This window comes from Pseudomonas sp. MONT-RG-20F-20-E-7-02 (assembly GCF_022662395.1).
Classification (GTDB): domain Bacteria; phylum Pseudomonadota; class Gammaproteobacteria; order Pseudomonadales; family Pseudomonadaceae; genus Aquipseudomonas.
Genome location: NZ_JAKNQN010000002.1, coordinates 190,021 through 209,746 on the forward strand (window position 1 = coordinate 190,021; position 19,726 = coordinate 209,746).

The 19,726-nt window shown below is 59.0% G+C and carries 23 protein-coding genes; 12 read left to right on the forward strand and 11 right to left on the reverse strand.

The genetic code is table 11. The features are described from left to right. Positions 1-183: 183 nt before the first annotated feature. The 4 genes from ada to L8I05_RS06220 form a co-directional block, all read right to left on the reverse strand. Entirely contained in the window at positions 184-1,227 is a 1,044-nt protein-coding gene (gene ada / locus L8I05_RS06205; RefSeq protein WP_242167597.1) for a bifunctional DNA-binding transcriptional regulator/O6-methylguanine-DNA methyltransferase Ada, read from the reverse strand. Positions 1,228-1,302: 75 nt separating this feature from the next. Further along, complete coding sequence (gene alkB, locus L8I05_RS06210; protein WP_242167598.1) at positions 1,303-1,968, reverse strand: DNA oxidative demethylase AlkB; 666 nt, start codon at positions 1,966-1,968, stop codon at positions 1,303-1,305. 3 nt (positions 1,969-1,971) lie between these two features. Then, entirely contained in the window at positions 1,972-2,139 is a 168-nt protein-coding gene (locus tag L8I05_RS06215) for a hypothetical protein (protein ID WP_242167599.1), read from the reverse strand. Between the two features lie 36 nt (positions 2,140-2,175). Further along, on the reverse strand, positions 2,176-2,478 hold the full coding sequence (locus L8I05_RS06220; protein WP_003173824.1) for a DUF1883 domain-containing protein: 303 nt from the start codon (positions 2,476-2,478) through the stop codon (positions 2,176-2,178). 213 nt (positions 2,479-2,691) lie between these two features. On the opposite strand from L8I05_RS06220, the gene L8I05_RS06225 reads away from it, so the two are divergent. From L8I05_RS06225 to L8I05_RS06240, 4 genes are all read left to right on the forward strand, one after another. Next, on the forward strand, positions 2,692-3,042 hold the full coding sequence (locus L8I05_RS06225) for a hypothetical protein (RefSeq protein ID WP_159956676.1): 351 nt from the start codon (positions 2,692-2,694) through the stop codon (positions 3,040-3,042). A gap of 175 nt (positions 3,043-3,217) precedes the next feature. Continuing rightward, positions 3,218-3,865 carry a c-type cytochrome gene (locus L8I05_RS06230; RefSeq protein ID WP_242167600.1) on the forward strand — a complete coding sequence of 216 codons (648 nt, stop codon included), beginning with the start codon at positions 3,218-3,220 and terminating at the stop codon, positions 3,863-3,865. Then, a complete protein-coding gene (locus L8I05_RS06235; RefSeq protein WP_242167601.1) occupies positions 3,862-4,785 on the forward strand; it encodes a c-type cytochrome in 924 nt (307 codons plus the stop codon). The genes L8I05_RS06230 and L8I05_RS06235 overlap by 4 nt, the downstream gene beginning before the upstream one ends. Before the next feature lie 77 nt (positions 4,786-4,862). Continuing rightward, on the forward strand, positions 4,863-5,093 hold the full coding sequence (locus L8I05_RS06240) for a hypothetical protein (RefSeq protein ID WP_159956670.1): 231 nt from the start codon (positions 4,863-4,865) through the stop codon (positions 5,091-5,093). Between the two features lie 9 nt (positions 5,094-5,102). On the opposite strand, the gene L8I05_RS06245 is transcribed toward L8I05_RS06240, so the two are convergent. Together L8I05_RS06245 and L8I05_RS06250 are read right to left on the reverse strand one after the other, a co-directional pair. Continuing rightward, the gene (locus tag L8I05_RS06245; protein ID WP_159956668.1) at positions 5,103-5,387 is read right to left on the reverse strand and encodes a hypothetical protein; all 285 of its coding nucleotides are present in this window, start codon (positions 5,385-5,387) and stop codon (positions 5,103-5,105) included. A gap of 143 nt (positions 5,388-5,530) precedes the next feature. Further along, positions 5,531-5,716, reverse strand: a complete 186-nt coding sequence (locus L8I05_RS06250; protein WP_242167602.1) for a hypothetical protein — start codon at positions 5,714-5,716, stop codon at positions 5,531-5,533. A gap of 310 nt (positions 5,717-6,026) precedes the next feature. Here L8I05_RS06250 and galU point away from each other — a divergent pair, with 310 nt between their 5' ends. Together galU and gorA are read left to right on the forward strand one after the other, a co-directional pair. After that, positions 6,027-6,866 (forward strand): UTP--glucose-1-phosphate uridylyltransferase GalU, encoded by an 840-nt coding sequence (gene galU, locus L8I05_RS06255; RefSeq protein WP_003173830.1) that lies wholly within the window; start codon positions 6,027-6,029, stop codon positions 6,864-6,866. A gap of 104 nt (positions 6,867-6,970) precedes the next feature. Then, positions 6,971-8,329, forward strand: a complete 1,359-nt coding sequence (gorA, locus tag L8I05_RS06260) for a glutathione-disulfide reductase (protein WP_242167603.1) — start codon at positions 6,971-6,973, stop codon at positions 8,327-8,329. Here the strand turns inward: gorA and L8I05_RS06265 are convergent, their stop codons facing one another. Next, a complete protein-coding gene (locus L8I05_RS06265) occupies positions 8,330-9,337 on the reverse strand; it encodes a DNA-binding protein (RefSeq protein ID WP_242167604.1) in 1,008 nt (335 codons plus the stop codon). A 170-nt stretch (positions 9,338-9,507) separates the two neighbouring features. Between L8I05_RS06265 and L8I05_RS06270 the strand changes: the two genes are divergently transcribed. The 3 genes from L8I05_RS06270 to ahpF all read left to right on the forward strand — a co-directional run bounded on the left by L8I05_RS06270 (position 9,508) and on the right by ahpF (position 12,830). Further along, positions 9,508-10,440, forward strand: a complete 933-nt coding sequence (locus L8I05_RS06270; RefSeq protein WP_242167605.1) for a site-specific integrase — start codon at positions 9,508-9,510, stop codon at positions 10,438-10,440. Positions 10,441-10,572: 132 nt separating this feature from the next. Further along, the gene (gene ahpC, locus L8I05_RS06275) at positions 10,573-11,136 is read left to right on the forward strand and encodes an alkyl hydroperoxide reductase subunit C (RefSeq protein WP_053255965.1); all 564 of its coding nucleotides are present in this window, start codon (positions 10,573-10,575) and stop codon (positions 11,134-11,136) included. Between the two features lie 128 nt (positions 11,137-11,264). Next, positions 11,265-12,830 (forward strand): alkyl hydroperoxide reductase subunit F, encoded by a 1,566-nt coding sequence (gene ahpF, locus L8I05_RS06280; protein ID WP_012724170.1) that lies wholly within the window; start codon positions 11,265-11,267, stop codon positions 12,828-12,830. A gap of 111 nt (positions 12,831-12,941) precedes the next feature. On the opposite strand, the gene gloA is transcribed toward ahpF, so the two are convergent. Beyond that, a complete protein-coding gene (gene gloA / locus L8I05_RS06285) occupies positions 12,942-13,463 on the reverse strand; it encodes a lactoylglutathione lyase (protein ID WP_159956661.1) in 522 nt (173 codons plus the stop codon). 198 nt (positions 13,464-13,661) lie between these two features. On the opposite strand from gloA, the gene L8I05_RS06290 reads away from it, so the two are divergent. After that, positions 13,662-14,198, forward strand: coding sequence for a DUF4946 domain-containing protein (locus L8I05_RS06290; protein ID WP_242168388.1), 537 nt, complete (start codon positions 13,662-13,664; stop codon positions 14,196-14,198). Between the two features lie 110 nt (positions 14,199-14,308). Here the strand turns inward: L8I05_RS06290 and L8I05_RS06295 are convergent, their stop codons facing one another. From L8I05_RS06295 to L8I05_RS06305, 3 genes are all read right to left on the reverse strand, one after another. After that, positions 14,309-14,671: a histone-like nucleoid-structuring protein, MvaT/MvaU family gene (locus L8I05_RS06295; protein WP_242168390.1), complete on the reverse strand. Its 363-nt coding sequence runs from the start codon at positions 14,669-14,671 to the stop codon at positions 14,309-14,311. 199 nt (positions 14,672-14,870) lie between these two features. Then, the gene (locus L8I05_RS06300) at positions 14,871-16,412 is read right to left on the reverse strand and encodes an EAL domain-containing protein (RefSeq protein WP_242167606.1); all 1,542 of its coding nucleotides are present in this window, start codon (positions 16,410-16,412) and stop codon (positions 14,871-14,873) included. A 120-nt stretch (positions 16,413-16,532) separates the two neighbouring features. After that, the gene (locus L8I05_RS06305) at positions 16,533-17,402 is read right to left on the reverse strand and encodes a LysR substrate-binding domain-containing protein (RefSeq protein ID WP_242167607.1); all 870 of its coding nucleotides are present in this window, start codon (positions 17,400-17,402) and stop codon (positions 16,533-16,535) included. A gap of 75 nt (positions 17,403-17,477) precedes the next feature. Between L8I05_RS06305 and L8I05_RS06310 the strand changes: the two genes are divergently transcribed. Then, positions 17,478-18,401, forward strand: a complete 924-nt coding sequence (locus L8I05_RS06310) for a DMT family transporter (protein ID WP_242167608.1) — start codon at positions 17,478-17,480, stop codon at positions 18,399-18,401. Positions 18,402-18,646: 245 nt separating this feature from the next. Continuing rightward, positions 18,647-19,723, forward strand: coding sequence for a 4-hydroxyphenylpyruvate dioxygenase (hppD, locus tag L8I05_RS06315; protein WP_159956656.1), 1,077 nt, complete (start codon positions 18,647-18,649; stop codon positions 19,721-19,723). Positions 19,724-19,726: the final 3 nt, after the last annotated feature.

The window sequence follows — 19,726 nt, forward strand, 5'->3', positions numbered from 1 at the left end:
AAGACTTTGCGCTGTTTTAGCAGGGCCATTGGCACCCGGCCAGTCTGTTTTATTCACTGGACGATGGCGCAGTTTCGTGGGCCATCGTTAGCTGATGGAATGCCCCAACACGGCGTGTCACCGACTTCGAGGTGTACCAGGCGGATGACGTAGCGCTGATCTACATTGGCATCCGCCAGCGGTTCAGCGGGTTTCGCGCTCCAGCAACTGGCGCTTGCGCTCAACCCCCCAGCGATAGCCCGACAACTCGCCATTGCTGCGCACCACGCGATGGCAGGGGATCGCCACGGCCAAGTTGTTAGCGCCGCACGCCTGAGCCACGGCGCGAAAGGACTTCGGTGCGCCGATTCGCTGGGCAATCTGCGCGTAGCTGGCGGTGCTGCCCACCGGGATTTCGCGCAGTACTTGCCACACCCGTTCCTGAAACGCGGTGCCGCGTAGATCCAGGGGCAAATCCAGGCCCAGTGCGGGCGCCTCTATAAAGCCCACGACCTGGGCGATCAGCTTTTCGAAGTCGCGGTCCGCGCCGACCAGTTCGGCCTTGGGGAATTGGTCTTGCAGGTCACGCACCAGCTTGTCCGGGTCATCCCCCAGCAAAATCGCGCACACACCGCGTTGGCTCTGGGCCACCAGAATCGCCCCCAGTGAGCACTGGCCCACGGCAAAACGAATTTCACTGTTGGTGCCGCCGGCCTTGTAATCGCTGGGCTTCATGCCGAGTAGCTGGTCGGCGGATTCATAAAAGCGGCTGTTGGAATTGAAGCCTGCGTCATACAGCGCATCGGTCACTGAATGCTGGCCCTTCAGGCCATCGCGTACTTTGCGCGAACGCAGGGCGCTGGCGTAAGCCTTTGGGGTCAGGCCAGTGATGGCTTTGAACACGCGATGGAAGTGGAACGCGCTCAACCCGGCGCGGCGCGCGAGTGCGTCCAAACTGGGCGGGGTTTCAGCCTTTTCGATTTGCCGGCAGGCTTCGGCGACCAGTTGCGCGTGGTGCGCAGCCAATTGCGTCTGGTCACCGGAGGCGCGCTTGCTGGGACGATAGCCTGCGGCTTCGGCTTGCTGCGGCGTGTCGAAGAATTCGATGTTTTCCGGGCGTGGCAAACGCGAGGCGCTACTGGGGCGGCAATACACGCCGGTGGTTTTAACGCCGTAGACGAACAGCGTGTCCGCCTTGGCGTCGCGGGCGACGATGGCGGCCCAGCGGGGGTCTTGTTGGTTGTTCATGGCCTGCACTCTTGACGGGGCACGGGCAGATTAACCGCGCGGGTAGCTCTCGACACTCTGAAGCTTGCGGTCAAATTAACCGGCGGTGCGAAAGGTCAGGTTGATGCGTTGTGGGCCCATGATCGGGTGCACGCCGTCTTTGATTGGCATCACCCCATGAAAACGCAAGCGATCAACGCCGCCCCAGACCACCACATCGCCGTGAAACAGCGAGATCTTTTGCGTGCGGTCGCCGCGTTCATGGCCGCCGAACAGGAAAATCGCCGGCAGGCCCAGGGACACGGAGACCACCGGGGCATTGTAGCGACGTTCATTCTTGTCCTGGTGCAGGGACATTTTGGCACCCGGCACGTAGCGGTTGATCAGGCAGGCGTCCGGGTCGAAGTCGCTGAAGCCGGCCTCGTGTGCGGCCTGCGCGGCTAGTTGGCGCAAGGTGTCGGGCATCGCCGGCCAGGGTTGCTGGCTGCGCGGGTCCAGCGGGCTGTAACGGTAACCGCTGCTGTCGGTGGTCCAGCCCAGCTCGCCGCAGCTGCTCAGCGCCGCCGACATGGTAAAGCCACCGGGTGTGACCATCTGCCGAAACGGTGACTGGGCCAGTATCCGCCGCAACTCAGGTAAGAGGCGCTCGATCCAGGGCAGGGCATAGCCCCGTAATACGTAGGACTCTTCGCCGATCTGTTCGCGCCCTGCGGGTTGTTGCAGGGCGTCATCGCCGAAAAGATCGCCAGTAGGACCTGGCATGGCTTACAGCGCCTTGCTCACGTTGATGTCGGTGATTTTGTCTTCGGCGTCGTGAATTTTCGCCAGGGCTTGTTTGGCTTCTTCGACGTCGTTGCTGTGCAACTGCGCGAATTCGAAGCGACGCTCGCCGTTGAGCTTGTACTTGATGACGTATTTGGTCGTGGTAGTCACAGCGGTTTTCCTGTCGAGTGTGCGGGTCAGCTCAGCTCAGCTCAGCTTGGTGCTGGTGCGCCGAACGATGCGAATTTTATGGGACAACGCCGGTTTGCGCGTAACGCTGATGGCGCGGCGCGTCACCACGTCCAGGGTAATGTTCCAGAAGCCGGTGCTGGGTGCGGTGATCTTCGCCGGGAATTTATCGAATGCGCCGCCATGGTAGGTGTGGCGGCCACCGTTCTTGAAGCTGCGAAAGTTGGCATCGCTCATCAGGCGAATGTTGCAGGTCTGCGAGCATTCGATGACAACGATGTCGCCCTCGTTGAGGTGCTCGCGCTGGTGGATGAATTTCATGCGGGTGTCTCCAGAAGGGCTTTTTCTGAAAAATCAGAATGATACGTAGGTTAAGATGGAGTTTATCAGCCCCAGCGAGTTTATTATCGGGTCGTCGTCGACGACTTCGACAATTTAAAACAGTTATTCACCGTGTTTTCAGAGATAAATCCTACATTGGCGGGAGAAAATACCTCTCTGCGCTGTCGTAGGGTCTTTATCGGAGGTTTTAGTATGAAGTGGAGTGTGTTGGTTCTGGCCTTGGCGTTAGGTGGATGTGCTTCGGTTGCAGATATCAAGCAGACCCCGCCAACATTGGTGGTCATTTCAGGGAAGAAGCCGCAGGAATATGCCGCGTGCGTTGTACACAAATTGGCGGAAACCCGTCGTCCGCCGCAGATCGAACCGCATAAGGACGGTGTGCAGGTGATTGTGCCGCAGAAATTCTCGGCTGACCCTTCGGCAATCTTCGAAATTGAGGAGCGCTCCAGCGGCAGCAGCATCAAGCTGTATGAAAGCATGTCCAATGTACCCATTCGCCCCGGCGACGTGAAGAAAGCCGCAGAGGAATGTATCTCCGGCTGAGCCTTGCCGGTTCATCCCGCGCACTGAATCCGATAAAAAAGCCTGGCGCTGCAGCTGCAGCGCCGGGCTTTTTTTTGTGCTGATTTTGGGTGTTGTGGGAAGCAGGTCATTACCCTACCATTTGTAGGCTTATGCGATTGTGAGCTAAGCATATAACTATAAAAATGGAGCTGTGATGATGTCTCTGGAACGAGTGTTAATCGGCAGCGCGTTGTTGCTGTTGCTAGGCAACGCCTACGCGCTGGATGGGAAAAAGATATTCACCGAAGGCGGTTCACAGCCGGGCGCGATGCCCTGCGTGGCCTGCCACGGCGCCGATGGGTTGGGACTTGCCGCAGCGGGCTTTCCGCGCCTGGCGGGTTTGCCGGCAGCGTATGTGCGTAAACAACTGACGGACTTCAGCAGCGGCGCACGTAGCAACCCGGTGATGCAGCCGCTGGCCAAGGCGTTGACTGAAGCCGAAATTGCTGCAGTCAGCCAGGCCGTGGCGGCGATGCCATTTCCGGCGCCTGCCACGGTGCCGCGCAGCGAAATGCCCGGCAACGCGGCGCAAAAGCTCGCCTTGCAAGGCGCCTGGGAGCGGCAGATTCCCGCCTGCGTCAGCTGCCATGGGCCTGCGGGAGTGGGCGTTGGCGATGCGTTCCCAGCGTTGGCCGGCCAGCCTGCCGCCTACCTGGCCGCGCAATTGACTGCCTGGCAGAACGGCACTCGACGCAATGACCCCAATGACTTGATGGGCCACATCGCCAAATCCCTGACTCCCGAGGAAGTGCAGGGCGTCGCGCACTACTTCGCGTCGCTGCCCGTGGAGGCCAAGCCATGAAGCCCTGCCTGTTTGCACCCGCGCTGAGCCTGCTGCTGGCACTGCCGGCCCATGCCGCCACGATTGCCATGGAAGACCAGTCGCAATTGCCGCCCGCTGCCGCGCACCCGGCGGCTAATCAATTCCAGCCGCCTCAAGAAAGCGAATTGCCTGACAACGCCTACGGCAAATTGGTCCGGCAGGGTTACGCGTTGTTCGTCGACACCCAGCGCCTGGCGCCGCAATTTGTCGGCAACGGGCTCAACTGCAGCAACTGCCACCTGGACCAGGGCCGGCTCGCCAACTCGGCACCGCTGTGGGGCGCGTACCCGATGTACCCGGCCTATCGGAAGAAAAATGACAAGGTCAACACCTTCGCCGAGCGTCTACAGGGCTGCTTCCAGTTCAGCATGAACGGCGGCACACCCCCGGCGGCGGACAGCCCGGAAATTACCGCGCTGTCGGTGTATGCCTACTGGCTGGCCAGCAAGGCGCCTTTGGGTGTGGAACTGCCGGGGCGCGGTTACCCCGATGTTGCGCAACCGGCCAATGGCTACAACTTGGCTCAGGGCGCCGAGGTCTACAAGGGGCAATGTGCGGTGTGCCATGGCGGCGAAGGGCAGGGGCAGAAGGTCGGCGACAGCTTTGTCATGCCGCCACTTTGGGGTAAAGACTCCTACAACTGGGGCGCCGGCATGCACCGAATCAACACGGCGGCCTCTTTCATCAAGCACAACATGCCATTGGGCAAGGGCGGCAGCTTGAGCGACCAACAGGCCTGGGATGTCGCCGCTTACGTCAACAGCCATGAGCGGCCGCAGGACCCGCGCCTGGTGGAGGGCTCGGTGGAGAAAACCCGCGTGAAGTTTCACGCCAACGACGGCGTCAATCTGTATGGGCAAACCGTTGATGGCGTGTTGATTGGCCAGGGCATCCGTTAAACTGTCGGCTATTCAATGCCAAACATGCCGCGCAAGCCTTGAGGTTGCGCGGCATGTGTCTTTTTCGGGAAACCGCCATGAAACGTGAACACGTCAAAGCCCGCTATGCCGAGGGCCAGATATCGGCCACCCATGTCATTCAGAACCCTGCCGACCTGGGCGAGTGGATCGTGTTTTTCAAGAAAAGCGGCGGGCGCAGTTACTTCCTGGTGGATGAACAGGATGAGGTCGAGTCGTTCCCGCGCCTGGATGACTTGATCGCGCTGTTGCGCGAACTGGGGATCAAGTTCGCTGAAATTCACCTGTAGCCCGTCGGCTTACTTGCAGACCACAACCACGCTGCGGCTCTTGTAGTTGCCAACGTCTTTGCCCAGGGTTTTGTCACTTTCTTTCAGCGAGGGTGTGCCGTCGGTGCCGACAATGCGATAGCCGGTGCCCGCGCAGGAGGCGTCGGCTTTTTCATAGCAACTGGCCCACGAGTTGGCCTCGCCTGAACAGTCAATGGTCAGGCCTTGCTCGCCGTTTTTGAGGTAAGTGTCGGAGGTGGTGGTGCAGCCGGTCATCAGCGCGAGGGCCGCGGTAAGTGCCAGAATCTTGTTCATGTGTGGGTCGTCGTCGAGGGTGTTGAAGGGGCGCTGACACTGTCGTGGGGCGTTCGCAGCAGATTATAGCGAACGGCCATCAAGGTACAGACAAACACAAAAAAGCCCCGCTTAACGGGGCTTTGTGCGCGGGGCGAATGTGCTTACTTGCCCTTCGGTCGCTTGCTCGATGCGTGACCGGCTTCATCCACAAACACTTCGGCGACGGCTATCGCCATGGCTTCGGTCTCGAATACCCCGGCGACGCTGTCACCGTGGAAGTTGATCAAGTGCCAGCCGTCTGGGCGCTTCGTGATCAAGTAGCCGTTTACACCTTTTGGTTCTGACATCTATTAACAATCTCGTGGTCTGGTTCAAGGGCGTAATGATAGCGCCAAATAGCCTGTGCCCGCCGAAGTTATTCCACATCAGTGCCCTCGGCCTGAAAGCATGCTAAAAAGGATGTAGCCCTCAGAAACACTGGCTTGTAGGTTGTTTGCCTGTCGAGGGTGAAGGTACTTGTCGGAAGATAAGTGGAACTTACGCCGACATTTTTTCTCTATGTTGACATCGCAACGCCAGCAGGACCCATTGTAAGGTGACTGCGGCCTGATTAGACTGCGCCGAATTCCGTACGCACAGCCCTTTGTAAGGACTCATATGATCAAGAAATGCTTGTTCCCAGCAGCCGGTTACGGCACTCGCTTCTTGCCAGCGACCAAAGCCATGCCCAAAGAGATGCTGCCGGTGGTGAACAAGCCACTGATTCAGTACGGCGTCGAAGAGGCACTGGATGCCGGCCTGAACGAAATTTCCATCGTCACCGGCCGTGGTAAGCGCGCGCTGGAAGACCACTTCGATATCAGCTACGAGCTGGAAAACCAGATCAAGGGCACCGACAAGGAAAAATACCTGGTCGGCATCCGTAAACTGCTCGACGAGTGCTCGTTCTCCTACACCCGTCAAACCCAGATGAAAGGCCTTGGCCACGCGATCCTGACCGGCCGCCCGCTGATCGGTGACGAACCGTTCGCCGTGGTACTGGCGGACGACCTGTGCGTCAACCTGGAAGGCGACGGCGTGCTGACCCAGATGGTCAAGCTGTACCAGAAATACCGCTGCACCATCGTTGCGGTCATGGAAGTGAACCCGACCGAAACCAACAAGTATGGCGTGATCGCCGGTGACGACATTGGTGATGGCCTGATCCGCGTCCGTGACATGGTCGAGAAGCCTGCACCGGAAGATGCACCGTCGAACCTGGCGATCATCGGCCGTTACATCCTGACGCCGGACATCTTCAAGCTGATCGAAGAAACCGAGCCAGGCAAGGGTGGCGAGATCCAGATCACCGACGCCCTGTTGAAGCAGGCTAAAGACGGCTGCGTGATTGCCTACAAGTTCAAAGGTCAGCGTTTCGACTGCGGTGGCGCCGAAGGCTACATCGAGGCGACCAACTTCTGCTACGAGCACTTCTACAAAACTGGCAAGGCGTACTGATTCACGCTTGCTCAGTGTTTTAAGAGAAAGCCACCTTAGGGTGGCTTTTTCGTTTTTCAGCCCCATCTAAATCGGTATGCTGATGTCCTGCCGAGGAGAGTGAAATGGCCTACGATTTTGACCTGTATGTAATTGGCGCCGGTTCCGGCGGTGTTCGCGCAGCGCGGTTTGCTGCCGGTTTTGGTGCCAGGGTGGCCGTGGCGGAAAGCCGCTACCTGGGCGGCACCTGCGTTAACGTCGGCTGCGTGCCGAAAAAACTCTTGGTGTACGGGGCGCATTTCGCCGAGGACTTCGAACAGGCCAGCGGTTTTGGTTGGTCGTTGAGCGAGGCGAATTTCGATTGGGCCACGCTGATCGCCAACAAGGACCGCGAGATTAACCGCCTCAATGGCATCTACCGCAACTTGTTGGTCAACAGCGGCGTGACCTTGCATGAAGGCCATGCGCGCCTGGTGGATCCGCACCAGGTAGAGATCAACGGTGAGCGCTTTACCGCCAAGCACATCCTGATCGCGACGGGCGGCTGGCCGCAGATTCCAGAGATTCCAGGGCGCGAACACGCGATCGGCTCCAATGAGGCGTTCTTCCTTAAAGAGTTGCCCAAGCGTGTGCTTGTAGTCGGCGGCGGTTACATCGCCGTTGAGTTTGCGGGCATTTTCCATGGCTTGGGCGCACAGACCTCGCTGCTGTATCGCGGCGACCTGTTCCTGCGCGGCTTTGATGGTTCGGTGCGTACGCACCTGAAGGAAGAGCTGACCAAGCGCGGCCTGGACCTGCAATTCAATGCCGATATCGAGCGCATCGACAAGCAAGCCGATGGCAGCCTCAAGGCCACGTTGAAAGACGGTCGCGTACTCGAAGCGGACTGCGTGTTCTACGCCACTGGCCGCCGCCCGATGCTGGACAACCTGGGCCTGGAAAATACCGGCGTCAAACTGGATGAGCGCGGTTTCGTCGCAGTGGATGACCTGTACCAGACCGCCGAGTCGTCGATCCTGGCAATCGGTGACGTGATTGGTCGCGTGCAATTGACGCCGGTGGCCCTGGCTGAAGGCATGGCAGTGGCGCGTCGCCTGTTCAAGCCTGAGCAATACCGCCCGGTGGATTACGCGATGATCCCGACGGCGGTATTCAGCCTGCCGAATATCGGCACCGTCGGCCTCACTGAAGAAGAGGCGAAGAAGAACGGCCACAAGGTGCAGATTTTCGAAAGCCGCTTCCGGCCAATGAAGCTGACGTTGACCGACTGCCAGGAAAAAACCTTGATGAAGCTGGTGGTCGACGCCGACACCGACAAGGTGCTGGGTTGCCACATGGTCGGGCCGGACGCCGGTGAAATCGTGCAAGGCCTGGCGATCGCGCTCAAGGCGGGCGCGACCAAGCAGCATTTCGACGAAACCATCGGCGTGCATCCTACGGCGGCGGAAGAGTTCGTCACCATGCGCACGCCTGTGGCGAACTGATCAGCCTTGCGGGGTTGCCTCTGGCGCTGCTGCAACGGCAGCCGCCAGGCGCAACGCCTCGATGCTGGCCTGGGCCTTGATAAGGTCCAGCTCCAGGCTCTTGTTGCTCTGCTGCTGTTCGGTCAGTGCCTCCTGGCGTGACTGACTCTCCAGTAGAGCAACTCGCAGGCGTTCCTGAAGCAGGGTGCGTTCGCTTTCTATCAGGTTGACCTGCTCGCTGAGTTTTTGCTGCGCGGCCTGATCTTTGCGGATCTGCTCCTGCAGCGCGGCCAATTCCTTCGCGGTCACGCGGTGCTCGATCAGCAACCGCTCGTTGTCGCGATGCAATTGCGTGATCTCGTCCTGACGCACCATGGCGCTTTGCTGGGCCTGGCGCAGTTCCGCCTGCACCTGCTGCAACTGGCCTTCGTGGCGTCGCTGTTCCTGCTCACGCTGCTCCTTGATCGCATTGCGGTAATGCTCCAGAGCATCCCGGGCGTGCAGGTGTTTTTCTTCCAGCGAACGAATCTGTTCGTCCTTATCCGTAATCCTCAGCTCGTAATCGCTGCACGCCTGGCTGAGCCCGGCGTTGCGGGTTTGCTCGGTTTGCAGGCTGGTGCTCGCGGTTTGCAGGGCGGCGCTTTCTTCTGCCAGTGCTGAAGACTGGATTTCAAATTGCTGCTTAAGGTCGGCGTGAGCGGCCTCCAGCGTTTCTATCTGGGCGAGCAGGGCGGCTTTCTGTTGTTCGAAGTGCGCCAGCGCCAAGTCGATGGGCTCTTGGGCTTTGTCTTTCAGGCGTTGAGCCAGGCGCGCAACCAGTTCCCCCAGCTCGTCGTCAATCGGCGCTTCGGTGATGGTCACCCGGCTTTCGCTGTCGTCCAGCTCCTTCAAATAGCGATGAATCGTGGTTTTCGAGCCGGTATTGCCCATCTCGATGCGTACGGCATCGATGCTCGGGTTTTCGCCGCGGGCCAGGATCGCCAAGCGTGCTGTTTGAACTACTGCTTTGTTTATGCCGCCACGAGCCATGGGGTCTCCGTCGATTTAGTACTGTGGTACGTAGTATGTAGATACATACTGTAACACGGATAAAAAGACGTTTAAATTCATGATTTAACAGATGGGATATTGGCGTATTATCCCGTGTCATAGCTGTTTTCAGCGCGGATTCACCCTGTAGCAGTACGAATAGGCCCTTCATGAGCGATCTGGATCGGTATCTCAACGCCGCCACCCGCGATAACACCCGCCGCAGTTACCGGGCGGCCATCGAGCACTTCGAAGTGAGTTGGGGCGGGTTCCTGCCTGCCACCAGTGACAGCGTGGCGCGCTACCTGGTGGCGCACGCCGGCGTATTGGCAGTCAACACCCTGAAGCTGCGGCTCTCGGCGCTGGCGCAATGGCACACCAGCCAGGGTTTCCCCGACCCGACCAAGGCACCGGTGGTGCGCAAGGTGCTCAAGGGCATTCGCGCCGTGCACCCAGCGCAGGAGAAGCAGGCCGAACCGCTGCAGCTCAAGCACCTGGAACAAGTGGTCGCTTCACTGGCCGCCGAGGCCCAGCAGGCGAGCAACGACCAGGACTTGCCACGCTTGCTGCGTGCCAAGCGCGACAGCGCTTTAATTTTGCTGGGGTTCTGGCGCGGTTTTCGCAGTGATGAGTTGTGCCGCCTGATCATCGAGCACGTGCAGGCGGTGCCCGGCGCCGGCATCAGCCTGTACCTGCCGCGCAGCAAAAGTGACCGCGACAACCTCGGCAAGACCTACCAGACGCCAGCCTTGCTACGCCTGTGCCCGGTGCAGGCGTACAGCGACTGGCTGAGCGTCTCGGGGCTGGTGCGCGGCCCGGTGTTCCGTGGGATTGATCGCTGGGGCAACCTGGGCGAGGAGGGCTTGCACGCTAACAGCGTGATCCCGCTGTTGCGCCAGGCCCTGGAGCGTGCGGGCATCCCGGCCGACCTGTACACCAGTCACTCATTGCGCCGGGGCTTTGCCACCTGGGCTCATCGCAGCGGTTGGGACCTTAAGTCGTTGATGAGTTACGTCGGCTGGAACGACATGAAATCGGCTATGCGCTATGTTGAAGCGACGCCCTTTCTCGGGATGACCTTGGCGACCCAGCCGCTGATTTGAGATTTCTTCTATTAATACTGTCACCTGATAGGGAAAACCAATCGTCAGCATCAGGTTTGCCAATGAGCCATCGACGGAAAGAGTCGGTAGGATTCATCTCATCAACTTCTTAACCCTGACGGAGAGTCAACGATGCCTATCATCAACAGCCAAGTAAAACCGTTCAAAGCTACCGCGTACAAAAACGGCAACTTCGTAGACGTGTCGGACGCTGACCTGAAAGGCAAATGGTCCGTCGTGTTCTTCTACCCGGCCGACTTCACCTTCGTTTGCCCAACCGAGCTGGAAGACCTGGCTGACAACTACGCCGAATTCCAGAAACTGGGCGTCGAAATCTACAGCGTTTCCACCGACACCCACTTTGCTCACGCTGCCTGGCACAACACTTCGCCAGCCATCGGCAAAATCCAGTACACCATGATCGGCGACCCAACCCTGACCATCTCGCGCAACTTCGACGTACTGATCGAAGAAGCTGGCCTGGCAGACCGTGGCACCTTCGTGATCGACCCAGAAGGCAAGATCAAGATCGTTGAACTGAACGACGGCGGTGTTGGCCGTGACGCTTCCGAGCTGCTGCGCAAAATCAAGGCTGCTCAGTACGTTGCTGCCCACCCAGGCGAAGTGTGCCCAGCCAAGTGGAAAGAAGGCGAGGCCACGCTGGCTCCGTCCCTGGACCTGGTCGGCAAGATCTAAGTCTGTGAAATATCAAGGGCGGGACTCCGCACTTAAGTAAGCTGCATCCGCCCCCCAAAACGCCCGGGCGAGTTTCGCTCGGGCGTTTTTTTGTCTGCAATAAACCGAATTAATAGGAAATCGCCCGTATGTTGGACGCCAATCTTAAAGCTCAGTTGAAGTCATACCTGGAACGGGTCACCCAGCCGATCGAGATCGTCGCCTCCCTCGACGACGGTGCGAAATCCCAGGAAATGCTTGCCCTTTTGCAGGATGTTGTCAGCCTCACCACGCTGATTACCCTGAAAACCGATGGCGATGATGCGCGCAAGCCCTCGTTCTCCATCAACCGCCCGGGTGCCGATATCAGCCTGCGTTTCGCCGGCATCCCCATGGGCCATGAATTCACCTCCCTGGTGTTGGCATTGCTGCAAGTCGGCGGCCACCCCTCGAAGGCCAGTGTCGAAGTGATTGAACAGATCCGCGCACTCAAAGGCGAGTTCAGCTTCGAGACGTACTTCTCGCTGTCCTGCCAGAACTGCCCGGACGTGGTCCAGGCGTTGAACCTGATGGCCGTGCTCAACCCGAACATCCGCCACGTCGCCATCGACGGCGCATTGTTCCAGGCTGAAGTCGATGAGCGTCAGATCATGGCGGTGCCCAGCGTCTACCTCAACGGCGTGAACTTCGGCCAGGGCCGCATGGGCCTCGAAGAAATCCTCGCCAAGCTCGACACCAGCGGCATTGAAAAAGCCGCCGAGAAAATCAGCGCCAAAGACGCCTTTGATGTACTGGTCGTCGGCGGTGGCCCAGCCGGTTCGGCAGCCGCCATCTACGCCGCACGTAAAGGCATTCGCACCGGTGTGGCGGCTGAGCGCTTCGGCGGGCAAGTGCTGGACACCATGTCCATCGAGAACTTTATCTCGGTGCAAGAAACCGAAGGCCCGAAACTCGCCAGTGCCCTTGAAGCCCATGTGCGTCAGTACGACGTGGACATCATGAACCTGCAGCGCGCCAGCAGCTTGATTCCGGCAAAAAACGCCGGTGACCTGCACGAGATTCGTTTTGAAAGCGGTGCAACGCTCAAGTCCAAGACCGTGATTTTGGCCACCGGTGCCCGCTGGCGCGAAATGGGTGTGCCAGGCGAGCAGGAATACAAAGCCAAAGGCGTGTGCTTCTGCCCGCACTGCGATGGCCCGCTGTTCAAAGGCAAGCGCGTGGCGGTGATCGGCGGCGGCAACTCCGGCGTTGAAGCGGCCATCGACCTGGCGGGTATCGTCAGTCACGTGACCTTGCTGGAGTTCGACAGCAAATTGCGCGCCGACGCCGTGTTGCAGCGCAAGCTCTACAGCCTGCCGAACGTTGACGTGATCACCAGCGCGCTGACCAGCGAAGTCAAAGGCGATGGCCAGAAAGTCACCGGTCTTGCTTACAAGGACCGCGACAGTGGTGAATTCAAGACCATCGACCTGGAAGGCATCTTTGTACAGATCGGCTTGTTGCCCAACACCGACTGGCTCAAAGGCACTGTGGAACTGACCCCGCGTGGCGAGATCATTGTCGATGCGCGTGGCGAGACTTCACTGCCAGGCGTATTCGCTGCCGGTGACGTGACAACTGTGCCGTACAAGCAAATCGTGATCGCGGTAGGCGAGGGCGCCAAAGCGTCGCTGAGTGCTTTCGATCACCTGATCCGCACTTCCGCACCGGCGTAAATCCAGCCCCGCAAACGAAAAACCCCATGAGTAATCATGGGGTTTTTGCTTGATCGTTCCCACGCTCCGCGGGGGAATGCCTCCGATGACGCTCCGCGTCACATGGAACGCTTACATCGGCGCCGGCTGAATAATTTCAACCCAGTACGCATCCGGGTCCTTGATAAAGGCCAGGCTTTTCATGCGGCCATCGCTCAAGCGCTTCTGGAAATCACAGCCCAGCGCTTCGAAGCGCTCACACGCAGCGACGATATCCGGCACCGAGATGCAGATGTGGCCAAAGCCACGCGGGTCGGTATTGCCGTTGTGATAGGCAAAGTCGGCATCGTTTTCAGTGCCGTGGTTGTGGGTCAGTTCCAGAATGCCTGGGATCGACTTCATCCACTGGGTCCGCTCGGCGGCGTCGGCCGGGATTTGGGCTTTATCTACCAGGGCCAGGAAGTACAGGCTGAATTCAGCTTCCGGGAAGTCGCGCTTTTCGACCAGGGAAAAACCCAGGACGCGGGTGTAGAAATCCAGCGACTTGGTAATGTCCTTGACCCGCAGCATGGTGTGGTTGAACACGAAGTTCGTGGTGGCGGTGTCAGGTTGGGCGGTGACGCCCGGGAAAGTGTTCAGATCGTGCAGGCTCATGGGCCCTCCAGAAAAAATGGGGCAAACGCGACTTGAAAGAATAGGCGCGGTCCGTTGGCTTGCGGCAAGCATCCCTGCAGCGCAGCCATGATACGCAAGGGCTGGCTACTGCGCCAAATGAAAAAGGTCACGCAGCGCTTGCGACCAGCGGGTGCCGAGGCTCAAACTTTGTCGCTTGAACCTTGGGTGTTTTTCGTAATGATTGAATTCCGTAAATCGCTGTTGAGCTCCATGTGTTTCCTGTTGGTCAGCCCATTCGTGCAGGCGGCCGACCCGGAAATTCACTGGCCCAGCGGCTGGCAAGTCGAAGAAGTGGAGCCGGACGGCGAGGCGCCGGTAAAACCCCAAGCCGTGTCGCGGCAGCGCGCTATCAAGAATGATGAAAATGGCAACACCTTGATGGTCATGGAGTTGACGGGCACACCCATAGAGGCGGGGCATAAAGTTAATCTTCAAGGTGTTTTGCTGGAAATGCGTAAATCCATCCAGAAGGATTTTGCCCAGGGTGGTTATCAAAGCGTGTGCAGCAAGATGCACCCCAGCACATTGAGCCGTCTTGAAGCACTGGAAACTACTTGCGTGATTACCGAGAACGGCCGACACGTGTTGTCGCAAACATTGGTAGGCGCGGTTGATACCGATAAAGCCTATGTTTTTTCATACGCCGGCCAAGCTGATGCTTATGAGGCCAGCAAGGCAGAAGTCGGTTCGGTGCGCGACAGTCTGAAACTTTGAATGCACTAGGTTGATCGATTTTGAACCCAATGAACTCTTAGTTAAGTTCGTTTCCGAACCCTTAAACAGAAAGCCCCGCTTATGCGGGGCTTTTTGTTAATGCGTTGCGATCAGCCGCGAAGCCAGGAATCAACAGTGGCAGCGCCATACTGTTCTTTCCAGGCTTTCAGGCCGCGGTGGTTGCCGCCTTTGGTCTCGATCAGCTCACCGGTGTGCGGGTTGCTATACACCTTGACCACGCGTGCGCGGCGCTGTTTTGGTGCTGCGACCGTGGCGCTGGCCTTGCCAGGGTTTGGATCAAGGATCGAGATGATGTCGCGCAGGCCTTTGCCATACTGCTTCATCAAGCCTTGCAGCTTTTCTTCGAATTCGATTTCTTTCTTCAGGCCGGCGTCGTTCTTCAAGGATTCGAGCTGGGCAAGCTGCTCTTGAAGGGCTTTTTCTGCTGCGCGAAATTCGGCGAGTCTGGACAAAATCTGTACTCCAATAATGGTGTTTGCTGACATCAACTGCAGATAAAGCTGTAGGCCAAGAGCTTTAAAATAACTCAAAGAAAGAGGCCTTTCTGCGAGTTCAGCACAGGCAGGAAAAATTGTAGTAGTTAATGCGCCGGGAGTAAATCACGTCTGTTCACTAAATAAGATTATTTCATCAAGCGCGGTGTATGGATACTCAATGGCTGGTCAGCGACTTAATGAACTCTTCACAGGGTAATGGCCGACCAAACAGGTAACCCTGCAGGAAATCCACACCGTGTGCAGCAAGATAGTCACGCTGCTCGGCTGTTTCCACACCTTCGGCAACGATGCCCAAATCCAGCTTGCCGGACAGTTCAATGATACTGTCGAGAATATGCCGCGAGAGGGCGTCCGCACCTATCATGGCGACGAAGCTTTGATCGATCTTCAAGTAGTCGACATTGAAGTTGCGCAAGTAACCCAAGCTGGAATGGCCGGTGCCGAAGTCATCAATCGCAATCATCACGCCCAGTTGATGCAGGGCCTCGAACAGGCGACGGGTGATATCCGTTGGCTTGATCAGTTCGCGTTCGGTCAACTCCAGTACCAGCGTGACCTGGCCAGGCGTGAAGGCGGCGAGAAATGCCCGGCAGTCCTCCACCAGGTCCAGATCCAGGCAGTGGCGTGCGGTGATATTCACGCCAATATGAAAGCCCGGACTGAAACGCCCGGCATGCGGGGCAAGTTGTTCAGCTGTCTGGCGCAGCAATGCGCGGGTCATCGGCACGATCAAGCCGGAATGCTCCGCCAGCGGGATAAACAAGTCAGGGCGCACCAAGCCTTCCTTCGGATGTTGCCAGCGCATCAGCACTTCGCAACCCGCCCATTCATGCGTATCACCGCGCACTACGGGCTGGAAATACGCGATGAACTCGTTGGCGCCCAAGGCGCGCTGCAACTCATGGGTGGGTGCAGAGGAGCGTTTTTGCAGCCAGTGCGCAAGCACGCCGGCCAGTGCCCCAAAGAACACCAGCAGGCTGAACAGCGCCGGGTAGCGTGCTTCCATATAACGCCACACTTCCCCGGACGGCATGCCCGCCTCGACGCTGTAGTGATAGCGCTCTGAAGCCAGATGCTGGTGGGCCACGGCGAAGGCCGGCACTGCGGTGTTGTGCACCTTGCCATCGGCGTCCAGCCAGTTAGGCCCCACTTGCAGCACAAGGTCTGTATAGCGGCTGATCAGGCGCAGTGCGTTGGTCAGGTGGTAGCCATCAATCGAGGCAAAGGCCGCCTTGTCACCGTCGACCAAGCGGTACACCAGCAGCGCCGTGTCCGGCGTCACCGGGTTGCCGTTCATTAACCACAGTTTGCCGTCGACATAATCGTCCGGGTTGACTGGCGACTGGTAATTGCCGCCGAACAGTGAGCTGCAATAGATGTTCTTCTGCCAGGACAACGTGGTGGCCCGCACAAAGGGCCGCCGGGTGACTTGTTCGCGTAGCGCCAGTTGCGCACCGTTGTCGCAAGGTTGGCCAGCCAACGGCAGCAACGCCTGAGCGGCGAGCTCGGTGTTGCTGAGCATCAAGTCAAACTGGCGCACCGCTTCGCGGGCAGTTTGTGCGGTGCTTTGTTGCAGCGTCCGTTCGGCTTGCCAGTAGAGGATGACGACGCCCAAGGCGATCGGCAGCAGGCCGCTGAGTGCTGTGATCAAATACCGGGTGGCGCGTTTTCGCGGGCCGTTGACGGTCAGGGGCATGAAGGGAACGGCCTGTCGCAGGATGGGAAAAGCACCAGAGGCGCTGATCAGATTAACCCCATGATAGATGGCGCAGGCCAAATAAGCTCGCCGGACCTGGCCGTTCGGCCAGGGGCATCGCTAGAAATCCAGGCCTTGCGCCAAGTGAATAAACGCGAGCGTCGCCGGCGTCGACTGGCGCTGGTCCAGCACCGCCAGGCCGATGTCACGGCTGATGCGTGGCGTCAGCGGCCGCACGTGGTAACGCGCGTCCGGCGTCTCGGGCAATGACGCCTGCGCCACCACACTCACGCCGTCGCCGCGGCTGACTGCCTCCAGGGTACTGAGCAGTTGCGAGCAGCGGTAACGTACATTCGGCGTTAGCCGCGCAGCCGTGAACAACCGCGAGACCAGCTCCTGGGAACCCGCGTCGGTGAGAATGAACGGATCGTCGCACAGCGCCTTCAATTCCACGCAAGGCTGCACGGCCAGCGGAAGCGCTGCGGGCAGCAGGGCGACCATCTGGTCCTGGAACAGCGCAAACGTATCGAAACGCTCCTGTTCCAGCACCACAAATCCGACGTCGATACGGCGCTCATCCAGCCACTGGATCACTTGGCGGTCCGGGCCTTCATCCACATGCACTTCAATACCCGGATGCTCACGCCTGAACCGCTCAAGAATACGCGGCAACAGGCGATTGGATGAAGTGGGGCCAAACGAACCGATGCGCAGCGTGCCGCGCTTCATGCCCCGGGCATCCGAGGCTTCCTGTTGCAGGGTGTCGGCCACGCCGAGCAGCGTGCGGGCGCGCATCAGCAGTTGCCGGCCGATGTCACTGAGTTCGACGTGAGGCTGATGGCGTCGAAACAGTTCGACACCCAGTTCCTGTTCAAGGGCTTTGATCGCATGGGAAACGGCCGACTGGCCGATACCCAGTCGGTGCGCGGCGAGGGTGAAACTGTGCAGTTCGGCCACCCGCGAGAAGATTTCCAGTTGCGTGAGCGTCATGAGTATTTACTCATTTTACGATGATCGGTCATTAGTCGCAGGATAACCCAACCCTGACACGCAAAGAGCACCACGATGACGTTTTCACCTGACCGCCTGACTTACCTCAAACTTGCCGCTGTCACCATGATCTGGGGCGCGACCTTTGTGGCTGGCCGCTACCTGGCCGCTGACGTCGACCCGCTGCTGGCTGCAACCTTGCGTTTTGTGCTGGCAAGCGCAGCGCTGCTGGGGTTCATGGCCCTTGCGCGCGTGCGCCTGGCGCGGCCCAGCTGTACGCAGCTCATGCAGTTGGCGACGCTGGGGTTCTTCGGGATTTATTTCTACAACCTGTGTTTTTTTTACGGCCTGCACTACATCAACGCGTCGCGAGCGTCGTTGATCGTCGCACTCAACCCAGCAGTGATCGGCCTGGCTGCGTGGCTTTTGCACAAGGAGCGCCTGGGCGCGGCCAAATGCCTGGGCATCGCCTTTTGCCTGGGTGGAGCGGGTGTGGTCATTGTCAGCCGCCACCCGCAACTGTTGCAGGGCGCCGACAATGCCTGGCGCGGCGACGTGCTGATTTTCGGCTGCGTGGTGGGGTGGGGCGTGTACTCGTTGTTTTCCCGTGGCCTCAACAAAAGCCTGGGGCCACTGCAAACCGTGACCTGGTCGATCCTGCTGGGCACGGCGATGTTGACGCTCACCGCGTTGGTCGGCGGCAAGCTGACATTGACAGCCCTGAGCGCCATCCATTTGCCGCAACTGCTCAGCCTGCTCTACCTGGGCGTACTCGGCTCCGCGCTGGCCTACATCGCCTGGTATGACGGAATCCGCCAGATCGGCGCGACCCGCGCGGGTGTGTTCATTGCGCTTAACCCGCTGACAGCCGTCATCTGCGGCGCCGTGCTGTTGGGTGAGCAATTGACCGCACCGATGCTGCTGGGTGGGGCAGTCATCCTGCTGGGCATCTATCTGTGCAACAAACCCCTTGCACCGGCCCGGCCATTGGGGATTTGATAAGAGTGCGGACAAACCCTGTTACGCTGTGTAGAATCGATTTACGCATACAAGAATATGGACTTGCGCTCACGCAAGCCTCGGCCGTCAGAGACTGATGTAACCATGAAGCTACTCGGCTCCCCCCTCATCTTTGGTGACTTCCTCGCCCGCAGCGTGCGAGGCCTCTCCTGCGCGCCACCCGCCAACCTCATCCTTGCTCGCAAATAACTATTTGTTAACTACAAGAATGATGAGGTGCCTCCATGGCAGACCAATACGAAAACCCAATGGGCCTGATGGGCTTTGAATTCATCGAATTCGCATCGCCAACCCCGGGCACCCTTGAGCCGATCTTCGAGATCATGGGCTTCACCAAAGTCGCGACCCACCGTTCCAAGAACGTGCACCTGTATCGCCAGGGCGAGATCAACCTGATCCTCAACAATGAGCCTGACAGCCTCGCCTCGTACTTCGCCGCCGAACATGGCCCGTCGGTGTGCGGCATGGCGTTCCGCGTCAAAGACTCGCAACAGGCTTACAACCGCGCTCTGGAACTCGGCGCCCAGCCGATCCATATCCAAACCGGCCCGATGGAACTCAATCTGCCGGCAATCAAGGGCATCGGCGGCGCGCCGCTGTACCTGATCGACCGTTTCGGCGAAGGCAGCTCGATCTACGACATCGACTTCGTGTTCCTCGAAGGTGTGGACCGCAACCCGGTGGGTGCCGGACTCAAGGTCATCGACCACCTGACTCACAACGTGTATCGCGGGCGCATGGTCTACTGGGCCAACTTCTACGAGAAGTTGTTCAACTTCCGTGAAGCGCGCTACTTCGACATCAAGGGCGAATACACCGGCCTGACCTCCAAGGCCATGAGCGCCCCGGACGGCATGATCCGCATCCCGCTGAACGAAGAGTCGTCCAAGGGCGCCGGCCAGATCGAAGAGTTCCTGATGCAGTTCAACGGCGAGGGCATCCAGCACGTGGCATTCCTCACCGACGACCTGGTCAAGACCTGGGACGCGCTGAAGAAGATCGGCATGCGCTTCATGACCCCGCCGCCAGACACCTACTACGAAATGCTCGAAGGCCGCCTGCCGAACCACGGCGAGCCGGTGGACCAACTGCAAGCTCGCGGCATTCTGCTCGACGGCTCGTCGATTGCCGGCGACAAGCGCCTGCTGCTGCAGATCTTCTCGGAAACCCTGATGGGCCCGGTGTTCTTCGAATTCATCCAGCGCAAAGGCGATGATGGCTTCGGCGAGGGCAACTTCAAGGCGCTGTTCGAGTCGATCGAACGTGACCAGGTGCGTCGTGGTGTTTTGACCGCCGACTAAGGG